Source organism: Nocardioides asiaticus, assembly GCF_040049175.1.
Taxonomy (GTDB): domain Bacteria; phylum Actinomycetota; class Actinomycetes; order Propionibacteriales; family Nocardioidaceae; genus Nocardioides; species Nocardioides cheoyonin.
This window is the reverse complement of the sequence record NZ_JBDZDM010000002.1, coordinates 38,024-50,337: the sequence shown is the minus strand read 5'-3', so window position 1 is coordinate 50,337 and position 12,314 is coordinate 38,024. Positions and strand designations below refer to the sequence as shown.

Sequence of the window (12,314 nt, the reverse complement as noted above, 5' to 3'; positions counted from 1 at the left end):
TCACCTCAGCGTGTAGAGGTAGGCGGTGATGTCGGCGGCGTCCTGCGGCGTCACCCCCAGGTCGGGCATCGCCGTGCCCGGCTCCACGGCCTGCGGGTCCTCGATCCAGCGGTGGAGGTTGGCCTCGGTGTTCGGCAGCTCCCCGGCGATGTAGCTGCGCCGGGCGAACTCGGTCAGCGGCGGCCCCACCAGGCCGTGGGCGTCGGCGACGCCCGGCACGGTGTGACAGCTGGCGCAGCCGTACGACGAGATCAGCTGCGCGCCGCGGTCGGGATCGCCCGACCGGGCCACCTGCGGCGGTGCGGCGTCGCGCTCCGACTCGCCCCCGCACGAGGTCAGTACGACGGCAGCCAGGGATACCACGACCCAACCCGCGGTCGCGGAGAGGGCGGCGACCCTACGGCGGCGGCCGCTCACGCTCTCACCTCCGCTCCGCTCACGTCCGGTCACTTCGAGGTCACCTCCGCCTGCGCCGGCCGCACGTCGGCCGGCAGCGTGCTCGTCCCGGCGGCGTCCGGGGCGGACTCCTGCAATCCGCGCAGCCAGCGCGCGAACAGCCAGATCGCGACAGCGAGGTAGACCAGGTCGAGCGGTACCCACATCACGATGCCCGCGATCCGCTGGTCGAGCAGAGGATCGATGCCGACGGCGCGGGCGTGCGCCGCCTGCAGCGGGTAGAGCGGCCGGTCGGCGAAGGTGAGCACCGCCCCGAGCGCGGCCCCCGGCGGCACAGCCGCGGCCACGTACGCCGCGGCCGCGATCCCACGCCCGGGCGTTCGGGCCAGCCGGACGAGCCGGGCCCAGAAGAGCCAGGCGGTCAGCAGGAAGGTGGCGTGCTCGAGCAGGTGCACCCCGGTGGAGCGGACGGCCGCGTCGTACGCCGCGGGCAGGTGCCACAGCCACAGCCCGGCCACGCTGACCAGCCAGGCGAGCGGTGTCGCGAGCGCCCGCCCGGGCAGGTGGTGAGCGAGGGCGACGAGCGGCCGGCGCACCGTCGGCGAGAGTGCCGCGAGCAGCACCTGGCCCGGGGCGCCGACCGCCAGCAGCGGCGCGACCACGGTGAGGATCACCAGGTGCTGTGCCATGTGGGTCGAGAGCCGCTCCTCGAGCACGTCGCCGAGCGGCGGCACGGTGACGGCGAGGAGCACCACCACGCCGGTGAGCACCGCCGGCGCGCGCCAGCGCTGCTGTCGCCGCCCCTGCGGATGGTCCATCACCTCCCACAGGCCGGCGGCGTACCAGCAGCCGAGCACGGTGACGCCGAGCGCGATCAGGACCACGGGGCCGAGCCCGCCGCCGGTGCCGGTCAGGTGCAGCGGGATCACGCGCACGCCTCCAGCACCGCCAGGGCGATCCCGCCCCCGGTGATGGCGGTCACCGACATCACCGACAGGAACCACGCCACCACCAGCAGCAGCGAGACGCGCTCGGCCGCGAGTACGTCGACGAAGGCGTCGGCCGTCTCGCCCGGCTGCCGGCGGACCCGCCTGCGCAGCCGCCGGCGCCGGAGCGTCACGACCACGCAGGCGACGACGGCGCTGACGGCCACCAGCCACGGCACGAGCGTGCCGAGCCAGACCGCGATCCGGGCCCCGCCGGCCAGCGAGCCGCCTTGGAGCAGGACCCCCGAGGACGACGGCGCCAGGCAGGCGAGCTCCGACACGCTCCAGGCGACCAGCAGGTGCACCGCCCAGGCGACCGGTGCGGCCAGCACGGCGTACCACAACAGCACGGCCGGGATACGCTCACCGCGTCGGACGGGCGGGCCCTCGGCCGGGGTCTCCCGGACCGGGTGGCCGGTCACTTCCCGCGTCGCCTCGCGGGCCGTGTCGCGGACCGTGTTGCGAGCCGCGTCCTTCGCAGGCTGCCGCCTCATCGGGTCGCCCACAGCGTCGCGGAGAGATACACGGTCACGTAGACGGCCACGGCGACGACGCCCATGAAGTACCAGTACATCGCCACCAGCGACACCGGTCCGCGCGGGCGGGCCGCGGCCCGGCGTACGGCCAGGCTCACCAGCAGGAACGCCAGCATGCCGACCCCGATCAGGACGTGGGCGGCATGGAGTCCGGTGATCGCGTAGAAGAGTGAGCCGTAGGCGTCCTTGCTGACCGTCGAGTCCGGCCACTCCGAGAGCCAGTCGACGATCTGCAGGACCAGGAACGCGACGCCTCCGGCGAACGCCCCGAGCGTGCCGAGCAGGCCGCCGGCCCGCGACCCGCGGGCGGCGGCGAGCGAGCCCAGCAGCATCGGCAGGCAGCTGACCAGGATGATCACCGTGGCCGTGGTGGGCAGCACCAGGTCCGGCTCCTTCTCCGACGTCGGCGGCCAGCTGCCCTTGGCTGAGAAGCGGAGGTAGAAGTCGCTCGCCAGGATGGCCGCGAACGTCGCCGCCTCGGTCGAGATGAAGAGCACCATCGCCCACCAGCCGGTCGTCCGGCCGGCGGGAGCCTCCGGCGCCGCCCGCGGCCGGACGAGGACCTCGTGCTCGGTCAGGTCGGTCATGCCGCCTCCTCGATCTCCTCGACGTCGGGGCGGTCCCACATCCAGTACACCGCGACGGCGGCCACCACCGCGAAGGCGACCACCGAGGCGACGTACCACCCGGCCATCAGGAAGACGACGCACAGCGTCAGCGCGAGGGCCAGCCAGAGCGGGACGGGGGTGTCGCTGGGCATCGCCATCGGCTCCTCGACCCGCGCGTCGAGCTCGCTGGTCCGCAGCGCCTCGTGCTTGTCCGTCATGGTGCGTACGCCGTCGTGCCGGTGCTCCACCATCGATGGCAGCGTGCGGTCGTCCCACAGCGGGTTGAGGCTGTGCACGGTCGGCACGACCGGGAAGTTGTAGTCCTCCGGCGGGGAGGCGGTCGCCCACTCGAGGCTGTTGCCGCCCCACGGGTCGTCGGGTGCCCAGCGGCGCCGCAGCAGGCTCTCCGCGAAGACGCCGAGGGTGAGCAGGAACCCGGCGCCGAGGACGTACGACCCGATGGTCGACAAGACGTTCCACACCGTCCAGCCGAGGTCGCTGTCGTAGGTGTAGATCCGCCGCGGCATGCCGAGCAGGCCGCTGATGTGCATCGGGAAGAAGGTCAGGTTGAAGCCGACGAACACGACGGCGAAGCTCCACATCCCGGCCTTCTCGTGGAGCATCCGGCCGGTCATCTTCGGCCACCAGTAGAAGAGACCGGCGAGCATCGGCATGACCGCGCCGCCGAAGAGCACGTAGTGGAAGTGGGCGACCACGAAGTAGGAGTCGGTCACCTGCTGGTCGAACGGCACGACGGCGAACATCACGCCGGTGACGCCGCCGATCACGAAGGTGATGATGAAGCCGACGGCGTACAGCATCGCGGTCGACACCACGATCCGCCCGCGCCACATCGTCGCCAGCCAGGCGAACATCTGGATGCCCGCGGGCAGGCTGATCGTCAGCGTCGCCGCGGCGAAGAAGCTCTGTGCGACGTCGGAGATGCCCACCGCGAACATGTGGTGCACCCAGACGCCGAAGGAGATGATCCCGGTCGCGACGGTGGCGAGGACGACGAAGGAGTACGCCGCGATGGGCCGCCGGGAGAAGGTCGGGATGACCGAGGAGATGATCCCCATCGCCGGCAGCACGATGATGTAGACGTCCGGGTGGCCGAAGAGCCAGAACAGGTGCTGCCACAGGATCGTGTCGCCGCCACCGGATTCCACGAAGAACTGCGTGCCGAACCGTCGGTCCATGAAGAGCATCGCGTTGGCGACGTCGAGCGGCGGCAGGGCGAAGAGCAGCATGAACGACTGCGTCACGACCGCCCACACGAAGATCGGGACCCGGGCGAGCGTCATTCCCGGTGCCCGCATCTTGAGCGCGGTGACGATCAGGTTGATCGACCCGAGCGTGCTGGAGACGGCGAGGAAGAGCAGTCCGAGCGCGTAGAACTCCAGGCCGTGGCCGGCGAGCCGGTCGGCGAGCGGGACGTAGGCGAACCAGCCGCCGTCGGGGGCCATCCCGAGCGGAAGGCTGGCGAACATGAAGAGCCCGGAGAACAGGAAGATCCAGTAGCTGAGCGCGTTGAGCCGCGGGAAGGCCATGTCCCGGGTGCCGATCATCAGCGGCAGGAAGAAGTTCCCGAACCCGGAGTTCATCGGGGTGGCGAAGAAGAAGATCATCGCCGTGCCGTGCAGGCTGAAGAGCTGGTCGTACGTCTCCGGGCTCACCACCGAGTTGTTCGGCGACCCGAGCTGCGTGCGCATGACGAGCGCCTGGATGCCGGCGAGCATGAAGAAGAACGCCGCGGTGACGAGGTAGCGGCGGCCGATCCGCTTGTGGTTGACCGTCGTGACGAAGCCCTTGAAGCCGGGCTCCTCCTCCCACACGGCCCGGAGCCGTTCGCCGACGGCGCCCTCGGCCACGGCACGCTCGCGGAGCATGCCCGCGGCCGCCGCCTCGACGTCCTGCGCCATGATCTCGCTGTCCGGCGCCACCCGCTCGGTCGTCATCGCACGCTCACTTCAGGCTCTCCAGGTAGGTGATCACGGCGGTCAGGTCGCCGGGCGACAGCGGCTGCGGCGGCATCTTGTTGCCCGGCTTGATCTGCTGCGAGTTGGCGATCCAGCCGCCGAGGTGGCCGCGGTCGTTCGGGATCGTCTCGGCTGCCAGCCGGGACCGGTCGGCCAGGTGGGTGAGGTCCGGGCCGACCTTGCCGTCCGCGGGAGTGCCGCGCACCGTGTGGCAGCTCGCGCAGCTGCCCGACGTGAGGACGTCGTACCCCTTCCGCTCCTCCGCCGTGGTCGGCTGCACGGCGGGGTCGGCCTGGTCGCCGAGCCACTGCTGGAACTTCGCCTCGGGCTCGGCGACGACCGTGAACGCCATGTGGGCGTGCTGGAGGCCGCAGTACTCGGCGCACTGCCCGCGGTAGGTGCCGGCGTCGTCCACGGTCATCCAGGTGTCGTTGGTGTGCCCGGGGATCAGGTCCAGCTTCGGCATGATCGCCGGCACCCAGAAGCTGTGGATGACGTCGTCGGAGGTGAGCTGCAGCTCCACCGGCGTGCCGAGGGGCACGTGGATCTCGTTCGCCGTCACGGCACCGCTGTCGGGGTAGCGCACCTCCCACCACCACTGGTGGCCGACGACCTGCACCTTCAGCGCGGCCGGGCGGGACGGCTTCGCGTTCTTGGCGATGCCGGCGACGCTGAGCGCGAAGGTGGCGGCGAGCACCACGGCCGGGATGACGACGCCGAACGTCATGACGAAGCCCTTCGCCTCACCCTCGCGGACCTTCGCCGCCTTTCTCCGGGAGATCATCGCGCCGACGACGAGCGCGATGACCACCACGCAGACGAACGCGGCGACCCCGAAGAGCAGCCACCAGGCGGTGGTCGAGAAGTCGGCCTTGGGGCCGACCGGGGAGAACGTCGAGTGATCCTCGGCGCCGATACGGCTCACCGCTCACCACCCTTCCTCGACCGCTCCGCCGGGCCCGCAGGCTGCGCCCGCGGTGCGGCCCGCGGGCTGTCTGTCGGTACCACCACGGCGGTCCGGCAAACGTCGTCGACGGAGTCGTCGCGGGCCCGGGACGGGAGGAGAGGAGCGGGAGGACCTTGGGAAGAACTGAGAAGTTCGCAGAAGCAGGCGGCCGAGCGAATAGCGGAGGTCCGATCGGGAACCGGAAGCGCACGATCTTGCCGATCCCCGAAGGAGATGACGGGCCGTGGTGCGTTCATGGGCTGCTCGTGCCGGCACTCGTCTCGGGCCGGCCGCCCTCGGTGTCGCCGCGGTCGCCGCCGTACTCGCCCTCGTGGTCGCGCCGCGTGCCGCGATCCAGGGCGAGCCGCAGCGGCTGATGTACGTCCACGTCCCGGGCGCGTGGACCGCGTTCGCCGCGTTCGCCTGCGTCGCGCTCTGCAGCATCGCGGTGCTGCTGCGCCGCCCCGGCCCGTACGACGCGGTGGCGCGTGCCGCCGCGGAGCTGGGGGTCGCCATGACTGCTCTCGCGATCGCCGAGGGCAGCCTGTGGGGACACTCGGCCTGGGGGGTCTGGTGGGCCTGGGATCCGCGGCTCGTGACCACCGCGCTGCTGCTGGTCAGCTACGTCGCCTACCTCGCCCTGCGGTCGCTGCCCGGGGACGAGGACCGGGTCCGCCGTCGTGCTGCGGTGGCCGGGCTGGTCTTCTCGGTCGAGGTGCCGATCGCGCACTTCTCCGTGCTCTGGTGGCGGACGCTCCACCAGCCGCCTACAGTCCTGCGCCCGAGCCTGTCGCCGCCGATCGCGCCGCTGATGCTGCTGGCACTGCTGGTCGGCGTGCTGGCATTCACCCTGGCGGGGGCGTGGTACGTCCGGCGACGGGTGCTGCAGCTGACCGCCCCGACGTCCCCGGCCGCGGTGCCGGCCGCCCCGGCGGAGCGTGCGCCGGTCCCCCCGATGCGCGAGGAGACCGGGGCATGACCGGCTGGACGACGGTCGCGGTGGGCTACCTGCTGGCGGTGGCGGTGTGGGCGCTGCTGGTCTGGACGGTGCTGCGGAGGCGGTCGTGAGGCGGCCGCGGCTCCCTGGCGGGTGGCGCGCCCGCCTCCCGCTACTCGTGCTCGTCGCCGCGGTCGTGGTCGGTGTCTCCCTGCTGGCGACGGCCGGCGCGGAGGGGACCCTCACCTACTACCGCACGCCGAGCGAGCTGCTCGCGGCGCCAAGCAGCCACCAGGTCCGTCTCGGCGGGCTCGTCGTCGACGGCTCGATCCACCGCTCCGGCGGGACGGTGCGGTTCGCGCTCACCGACGGCAAGCAGCAGGTCGAGGTCGTCAGCCGGACCGTCCCGCCCCAGACCTTCCGGGCCGGGCAGGGCGCGGTCGTGAACGGCACCCTGGACGACCGCGGCGTCTTCGAGGCCGGCTCCGTCGTCGTACGCCATGACAACCAGTACGAGCCCTCCGAGGTGCTCGACCACTGATGGACCACCGGACGACGCGACCATGACCTCGGCGACCGGACTGTTCTTCCTCGCACTCGCCTGCTGCGCCTCGCTCTCCACGGCGGTCGTCGGCGGGTGGGCTGCGGTCACGGGCCGGGCCGAGCCGCTGACCCGCTGGGGCGCCCGGGCGGCGCTCGTCGGTACCGCCGGGGCGGTGGCCGCGCTGGAGTGGGCGCTGGTGAGCCACGACTTCTCGGTCCGGTTCGTCGCCGAGAACGGCAGCCGTTCGACCCCGCTCTACTACACGATCACCAGCCTCTGGTCCGCCCACGACGGCTCGCTCCTGCTGTGGTGCCTGGTCATCGCGGCGTACCTCGCCGTGCTGGCCCGCCGCCACGACGGGCCGCTGCGCGCCTGGGCGGTCTGCGTGGTCGCCGGCGCGACGGCCTTCTTCTGCTGCCTCGCGTTCACCACCGGAGGGGTCTTCGACCGCGTCGACCCGGTGCCGCACGACGGCCCCGGCCCGACACCGCTGCTGCAGAGCAACCCCGCGATGGGCATCCACCCGCCGCTGCTCTATCTCGGCCTCGTGGGGCTCGTCGTCCCGTTCGGCTACGCCGTCGGCGGGCTCGTCACCGGGCGCGTCGGTCGGGGCTGGCTCGACGCGGTCGCCGGCCCTCTCCGCTTCGCCTGGGTCGCGCTCACCGCGGGCATCGTCCTCGGGGCGTGGTGGTCGTACGCCGTGCTGGGCTGGGGCGGCTACTGGTCCTGGGACCCGGTCGAGAACTCCTCGCTCATGCCCTGGCTCCTCGCCACCGCGCTGCTGCACGGAATCATGGTCCAGCGACGCACGGGCGCGCTCCCGGTCTGGAACCTCAGCCTCGCCGTGGGCGCCTACGTGCTGGCCGCGACGGGCGTCCTGCTGACCCGTTCAGGCGTCGTCGCGAGCGTCCACTCGTTCGCCGACTCCGGCATCGGCCCGGTGCTGCTCGGCTTCGTGGTGGCGCTCGTGGTGGGCGTGGTCGCACTCGTGGTGCTGCGGGTCGGGCGGCTGGCGCCACCGCACGCGGTGGGCGCGCCGGCCAGCCGCGGCGGAGCGCTGCTGACCGGCAACCTCGTGCTGGTGGCGCTCTGCGCCACGGTGCTCCTCGGCACGGTGCTGCCGGTCCTCGCTGAGGCGCTCCGCGGTGACCAGGTCTCGGTCGGCCCGCCGTACTACGACCGCGTCGCGGTCCCCGCCGTCCTCGTGCTCCTCCTACTGATGGTGGTCGCGCCGCTGCTGCGCTGGCGGCCCGGGCGGGAGGAGGCCCGCAGCGGCGTACGCCGGCTCGCCGTACCGCTGGTGATCGCGCTGCTCGTCGTGGTGGCGGTGCGGCTCACCGGCCACGGCGGTGTCGCGGCGCTGCTCGTCTTCGGGTTGGCCGGGCTGCTCGTCGCGAGCGCGCTCCTCGAGACCTGGCGAGAGCTGCGCGGGCCGGCGGCCCGACGCAGCCCGCGAGCCTGGCTCCGCCGCCGGCGGCGGCCGCTCGCCGGTCGGCTGGCGCATGTCGCGTTCGCGGTCATCGCGGTCGGTGTCGCCGGCTCCAGCGCCTACTCCTCGGTCGGCGAGGCCACCATTCACCACGGGCGGACCACCACGGTGGCCGGGGTCGCCGTGCGGCTCGACGGCGTCGACCGCTCCTCCGACGACGGGGCGATGCAGACCCGGGCGCGCCTCGTGATCGACGGTCGGACGACCACCGCGGCGTTGCGCTACTTCTCCGCCCGCGAGACCACCGTGGCCGCGCCCGCGATCCTCAGCGCCCTCGGCGGCGACCGCTACGTCACGCTGCTCGCCGCCCAGCAGTCGGGCAGGACCGCGACCGTCCGGCTCGCTGTCAACCCGATGGTGTCGTGGATCTGGGCGGGCGGCGCGCTGCTCGTCCTCGGTGGTGTCCTGGGGATGCCGTGGCGCCGGCGCCGTACCGCCGAGGAGCGCGACCACGCGCTGACGCCGGAGCCTGCCGTCCCCGAGCCGGCAGGTGCGCCGTGACGCTGCTGCGCCGGATCCCCCACCTGAAGCTGCTGGTCGGCCTCGTCGGCGTCGTCGCACTCATCGTTGTCGCGGACCTCCTCGGCGCGCTCCGCGGCGGAGCCGCCGACGAGGACCGGACCGACCCATTGCTCGGCCGCGACGCTCCCGTCCTCACCGGGACCACCCTCGCCGGCCGCCCCTACCGGTGGCACGCCGGGAGGGTCACCGTCGTGAACGTCTGGGCGTCGTGGTGCGGCCCGTGCCGTGACGAGGTTCCGCTCATCGCCCGCTTCGCCCGCCGCTGGGCATCACGCGGCGTCCAGGTCGTCACGGTCGACAGCCGGGACGGCGTCAGCACCGCGCGCGAGTTCCTCGCCGACGTCGGCGCCACCAGCCTCCTCGCCGTCCACGACCCGAAGGGCCGGCTCGCGGTCTCCTGGGGCGCGACCGGCATCCCGGAGACCTTTGTCGTCGACCGGCGCGGCGTCATCCGGGCCCACCGGATCGGCGAGGTCGACACGTCCTGGCTCACGGAGGAGGCGGATCGGTGGACCTAGCCCGCGTTCCTCGACTCCGCCGAGGCGGCCCGTGGATCCGCCGGCTGCTGATCGGCGCGGCCGCCCTGGTCGCGCTCGCGGTCCTCGCCGTCGCGCTGCTCTCCGGGCACGGCACGCGCTCGCTCGACGACCGGACGCAGGACGTCGCGGGGCGACTGCGGTGCCCCACCTGCGTCGCCGAGTCGGCCGCCGACTCGACCAGCCCGGTCGCCGAGAGCATGCGGAGCGAGATCCGCCGCCAGCTGGCCGCCGGCCGCAGCGACGACCAGGTGGTGGCGTGGTTCCGGACCCGGTACGGCAGCGACATCGTGCTCGAGCCGCAGCGGCACGGCCTCGGCTGGGTGCTGTGGGTCGCGCCGCCGGTCGCTGGCGTCGCGGTCGTCGGCGGATGCGTGCTCCTCGTCCGGCGCCGTCGCGGCCGTCCCGGCCAGCCGGTGACGGGGCAGGCCGGCGACGCGCCCCCGCTCCCGGCCGCCCGGCTCGCGGTGGCCCTCACCGTCGCAGTCGGTGCGGCCGTCGCCGTACCTCTGCTGGTGCTGGGCGGCCCGGACGACGGCGCCTCGGCGGGCCGGTCGGACGCCGCCGCGCCGACGGCGTCCTCGTCCGCCTCGCCCTCCGCTTCGCGGTCCGCGTCGTCGGATGACCCGGTGACCGTGGCGTTCGCGCTGCTCCGCGCCGGAAACCCAGCAGCGGCGGAGAAGCTCATCCGTCCGGTGGCCACCGGCTCCGGCGCCGATCGTCCGCTCGCCCTGCTGGTGCTCGGGCTCGCGCAGCGCGCCAACGGCGAGATCACGGCGACGCACACGCTGCGGACCTTCGTCCACCGCTATCCCGACCACCCGGCGACCGCGGAGGTACGCCGGCTGCTGGCCGCAGGCTGACCGGCTGCCGAGTGGCTGGTGCGGTCGTCCGCTTCCCCAGCTTCGACATCCTGGCGCCGGTGGGAAAGTGCGGCCGGCGGCCTCTTACAACTTGGGCTCCTCCCACATCGACAGGCAGAACGGGTGCCCGGCGCGATCGGCGTAGACCAGGCAGCGGTCGTCGTCGGGCTGGAAGTCGAACCGCGTCGCCCCGGCCGCCAGCACGCGGGCCTCGGTCGCGGCCAGGTCGGTGACGAAGAAGTCGAGGTGCATCTGCATGGGCACCTCGTTGCCGGGCCAGATCGGTGCGCGGAAATCCTCCACGTGCTGGAACCCGATCGAGCCGTTGGGTCCGATGCCGGCGGCGCTGCGGTCATCGCTGCACCTCTTGTGCCTGGTACGCCGGCGTCAGCTCATCCCACCGAGCACGCCACGCAGGCGAGGGCTCGTTCTCCGACCAGCCGCCGGGTGCGCGCTCGCTCCGAGCTCGAGCGATCGGCCGAGGTCCTCGAGGTGCGCCTGCCATCCGGCGCCGTGGAAGTGAAGGCTGGCGATCGGCAGGCCACGCTCCTCGACCAGCAGGCGCGTCTGCTCACCGTCCTCGGTGAGCCAGGCCTCGATCTCGCCCTCGTCCTCGGTGCCCGGCTCGGTCACGAGAAGCAGGTGTCGCGGAGCCTCGCACACCTCGATGCGCGCCGGCCCGGTCCAGGTGCTCGTGAACGACATCGGCACCGTGCCACCCGCGTGCAGGTCACCGCTCACGTGCGCGAGCCAGCGTGCCAGACGCTCCGGCGTCGTACACGCCTCCCACAGGTCGTCGATGCCCGTGTCGTAGACCTGCTCGACCCGCACAGCTCCACGGTCAGCGTCCAAGGCGCGCATCGTCCCTGTCATCTCGCTCGTCACGTCCCACTCCTCTTTCCTCGTGCGATCTCGGTCTGGAGCGCGTCGAGGCGCTGTGTCCACAACCTTCGGTAGGCGCCGAGCCACTCGTCGATCTCCATCAGCGTCTCGGGACGCAGCCGATAGATCCGCCGCTGCGCGTCCTGGCGTACGTCGACCAGCCCCGCCTCCCGCAGCACCCGCAGATGCCGAGAGACACCCGGCCGGGCGATGGGGAGCGCCCCGGCCAGCTCGCCAGCGGTTGCCTCGCCGTCGCGCAGGATCTCGAGCACCGTACGGCGGCTCGGGTCGGCGAGGGCCTGCAGTACTGCGTCCATGGCGCGGACGTACCGAGTCGGTTACGTAACGTCAAGCGTACATGTCAAAGAGCGACGGCTCCGATCTAGCCTGCGCAGGCGCCGGTGGTGTCGTGGTGGTCGGTGACGGTGGCCAGTGTGAGCCGCTCGGAGGCAGAGACTTGGTGGTCGCGGTGAAGAATCGTGAAGACGATGGTTGGCCAGTGGTCGAACCACTCGTGTCCGGCGTCGTTGCACCCGGTGTTGCGCCAGCCGACCAAGAGGTCGATGGTGCGGGAGGCGTGCCCCGGGACGGTCAGGTCGACATCCCAGATGGCGTCGATGCCCATGCTGTCGGGGTCGTCTCGGATCGGGGCATTCTGGGTGGAGAAGCCCTGGACCTCGGCGCCGCCGCCGGTTCCCATGAACGGTCCCTTCACCCCGGTGACATGGATGTCGTAGCCACTGCGGTTCCTGACCTTCATCGTGAGGCGGCAGCGCCAGCCGGGGACGGAGCGGACCGCGAGATGGCCGCGGTATCGACTCAGGGTGGTGCCGGTGCAGTGCGGTCGCCAGCGGACCACGACCTGTTCGGCGGAGTGCTTGGCGGTCAGGAGCCATCCGGTCAGGCCGCCGGCGCCGCCGAGCAGGACGACGACTACGGCGGCGATGGTGACGACGATCCAGGTCCGACGTCCGAGTGGCTTCATGAACGCATGATGGCAACCTTGGCCGAGGGGCGGAGGTGTTTCGCTGGACGGCCCCTGCACCGCGCAAAGCGATCCGTAGGCCGGTCAGCGTCGGGATCGCGGCGG

15 protein-coding genes are annotated in these 12,314 nt (G+C 72.6%); 5 read left to right on the top strand and 10 right to left on the bottom strand.

Annotation, left to right across the window (positions count from 1 at the left end; genetic code table 11):
- The 6 genes from ABLE53_RS06010 to coxB are packed head-to-tail and all read right to left on the bottom strand — an operon-like array spanning nucleotide 1 to nucleotide 5,430.
- Entirely contained in the window at nucleotides 1-417 is a 417-nt protein-coding gene (locus tag ABLE53_RS06010) for a c-type cytochrome (RefSeq protein WP_348857828.1), read from the bottom strand.
- Nucleotides 418-446: 29 nt separating this feature from the next.
- Nucleotides 447-1,325, bottom strand: a complete 879-nt coding sequence (locus tag ABLE53_RS06005) for a cytochrome c oxidase assembly protein (RefSeq protein ID WP_348857827.1) — start codon at nucleotides 1,323-1,325, stop codon at nucleotides 447-449.
- Nucleotides 1,322-1,876, bottom strand: a complete 555-nt coding sequence (locus tag ABLE53_RS06000) for a hypothetical protein (RefSeq protein ID WP_348857825.1) — start codon at nucleotides 1,874-1,876, stop codon at nucleotides 1,322-1,324. The genes ABLE53_RS06005 and ABLE53_RS06000 overlap by 4 nt, the downstream gene beginning before the upstream one ends.
- Nucleotides 1,873-2,505 carry a cytochrome c oxidase subunit 3 gene (locus ABLE53_RS05995; RefSeq protein WP_348857823.1) on the bottom strand — a complete coding sequence of 211 codons (633 nt, stop codon included), beginning with the start codon at nucleotides 2,503-2,505 and terminating at the stop codon, nucleotides 1,873-1,875. Before ABLE53_RS05995 ends, ABLE53_RS06000 begins: the two co-directional genes overlap by 4 nt.
- Complete coding sequence (ctaD, locus tag ABLE53_RS05990; RefSeq protein ID WP_348857822.1) at nucleotides 2,502-4,484, bottom strand: cytochrome c oxidase subunit I; 1,983 nt, start codon at nucleotides 4,482-4,484, stop codon at nucleotides 2,502-2,504. Before ctaD ends, ABLE53_RS05995 begins: the two co-directional genes overlap by 4 nt.
- A 7-nt stretch (nucleotides 4,485-4,491) precedes the next feature.
- Entirely contained in the window at nucleotides 4,492-5,430 is a 939-nt protein-coding gene (gene coxB, locus ABLE53_RS05985; RefSeq protein WP_348857821.1) for a cytochrome c oxidase subunit II, read from the bottom strand.
- A gap of 265 nt (nucleotides 5,431-5,695) precedes the next feature.
- Here coxB and ccsA point away from each other — a divergent pair, with 265 nt between their 5' ends.
- From ccsA to ABLE53_RS05960, 5 genes are all read left to right on the top strand, one after another.
- Nucleotides 5,696-6,430, top strand: a complete 735-nt coding sequence (gene ccsA, locus ABLE53_RS05980) for a cytochrome c biogenesis protein CcsA (protein ID WP_348857820.1) — start codon at nucleotides 5,696-5,698, stop codon at nucleotides 6,428-6,430.
- Nucleotides 6,431-6,515: 85 nt separating this feature from the next.
- Complete coding sequence (locus tag ABLE53_RS05975; RefSeq protein ID WP_348857819.1) at nucleotides 6,516-6,929, top strand: cytochrome c maturation protein CcmE; 414 nt, start codon at nucleotides 6,516-6,518, stop codon at nucleotides 6,927-6,929.
- Nucleotides 6,930-6,951: 22 nt separating this feature from the next.
- A complete protein-coding gene (locus ABLE53_RS05970) occupies nucleotides 6,952-8,922 on the top strand; it encodes a heme lyase CcmF/NrfE family subunit (protein ID WP_348857818.1) in 1,971 nt (656 codons plus the stop codon).
- Nucleotides 8,919-9,461 carry a TlpA family protein disulfide reductase gene (locus ABLE53_RS05965; RefSeq protein WP_348857816.1) on the top strand — a complete coding sequence of 181 codons (543 nt, stop codon included), beginning with the start codon at nucleotides 8,919-8,921 and terminating at the stop codon, nucleotides 9,459-9,461. The genes ABLE53_RS05970 and ABLE53_RS05965 overlap by 4 nt, the downstream gene beginning before the upstream one ends.
- Entirely contained in the window at nucleotides 9,452-10,342 is an 891-nt protein-coding gene (locus ABLE53_RS05960; protein ID WP_348857815.1) for a cytochrome c-type biogenesis protein, read from the top strand. Before ABLE53_RS05965 ends, ABLE53_RS05960 begins: the two co-directional genes overlap by 10 nt.
- Before the next feature lie 84 nt (nucleotides 10,343-10,426).
- Here ABLE53_RS05960 and ABLE53_RS05955 read toward each other — a convergent pair whose 3' ends face one another.
- From ABLE53_RS05955 to ABLE53_RS05940, 4 genes are all read right to left on the bottom strand, one after another.
- Nucleotides 10,427-10,678, bottom strand: a complete 252-nt coding sequence (locus tag ABLE53_RS05955) for a VOC family protein (RefSeq protein WP_348858846.1) — start codon at nucleotides 10,676-10,678, stop codon at nucleotides 10,427-10,429.
- A 51-nt stretch (nucleotides 10,679-10,729) separates the two neighbouring features.
- The gene (locus ABLE53_RS05950) at nucleotides 10,730-11,227 is read right to left on the bottom strand and encodes an SRPBCC domain-containing protein (protein WP_348857814.1); all 498 of its coding nucleotides are present in this window, start codon (nucleotides 11,225-11,227) and stop codon (nucleotides 10,730-10,732) included.
- Complete coding sequence (locus tag ABLE53_RS05945) at nucleotides 11,224-11,541, bottom strand: ArsR/SmtB family transcription factor (protein ID WP_348857812.1); 318 nt, start codon at nucleotides 11,539-11,541, stop codon at nucleotides 11,224-11,226. The genes ABLE53_RS05950 and ABLE53_RS05945 overlap by 4 nt, the downstream gene beginning before the upstream one ends.
- A 65-nt stretch (nucleotides 11,542-11,606) precedes the next feature.
- Nucleotides 11,607-12,209, bottom strand: a complete 603-nt coding sequence (locus tag ABLE53_RS05940) for a hypothetical protein (RefSeq protein ID WP_348857811.1) — start codon at nucleotides 12,207-12,209, stop codon at nucleotides 11,607-11,609.
- Nucleotides 12,210-12,314 lie beyond the last annotated feature (105 nt).

Coding starts and splice junctions, on each gene's coding strand:
- ctaD (WP_348857822.1), bottom strand. CDS start 4,484: ATGACGACCGAGCGGGTGGCGCCGGACAGCGAGATCATGGCGCAGGAC.
- ABLE53_RS06000 (WP_348857825.1), bottom strand. CDS start 1,876: ATGAGGCGGCAGCCTGCGAAGGACGCGGCTCGCAACACGGTCCGCGAC.
- ABLE53_RS05940 (WP_348857811.1), bottom strand. CDS start 12,209: ATGAAGCCACTCGGACGTCGGACCTGGATCGTCGTCACCATCGCCGCC.
- ABLE53_RS05970 (WP_348857818.1), top strand. CDS start 6,952: ATGACCTCGGCGACCGGACTGTTCTTCCTCGCACTCGCCTGCTGCGCC.
- ABLE53_RS05945 (WP_348857812.1), bottom strand. CDS start 11,541: ATGGACGCAGTACTGCAGGCCCTCGCCGACCCGAGCCGCCGTACGGTG.
- ABLE53_RS05995 (WP_348857823.1), bottom strand. CDS start 2,505: ATGACCGACCTGACCGAGCACGAGGTCCTCGTCCGGCCGCGGGCGGCG.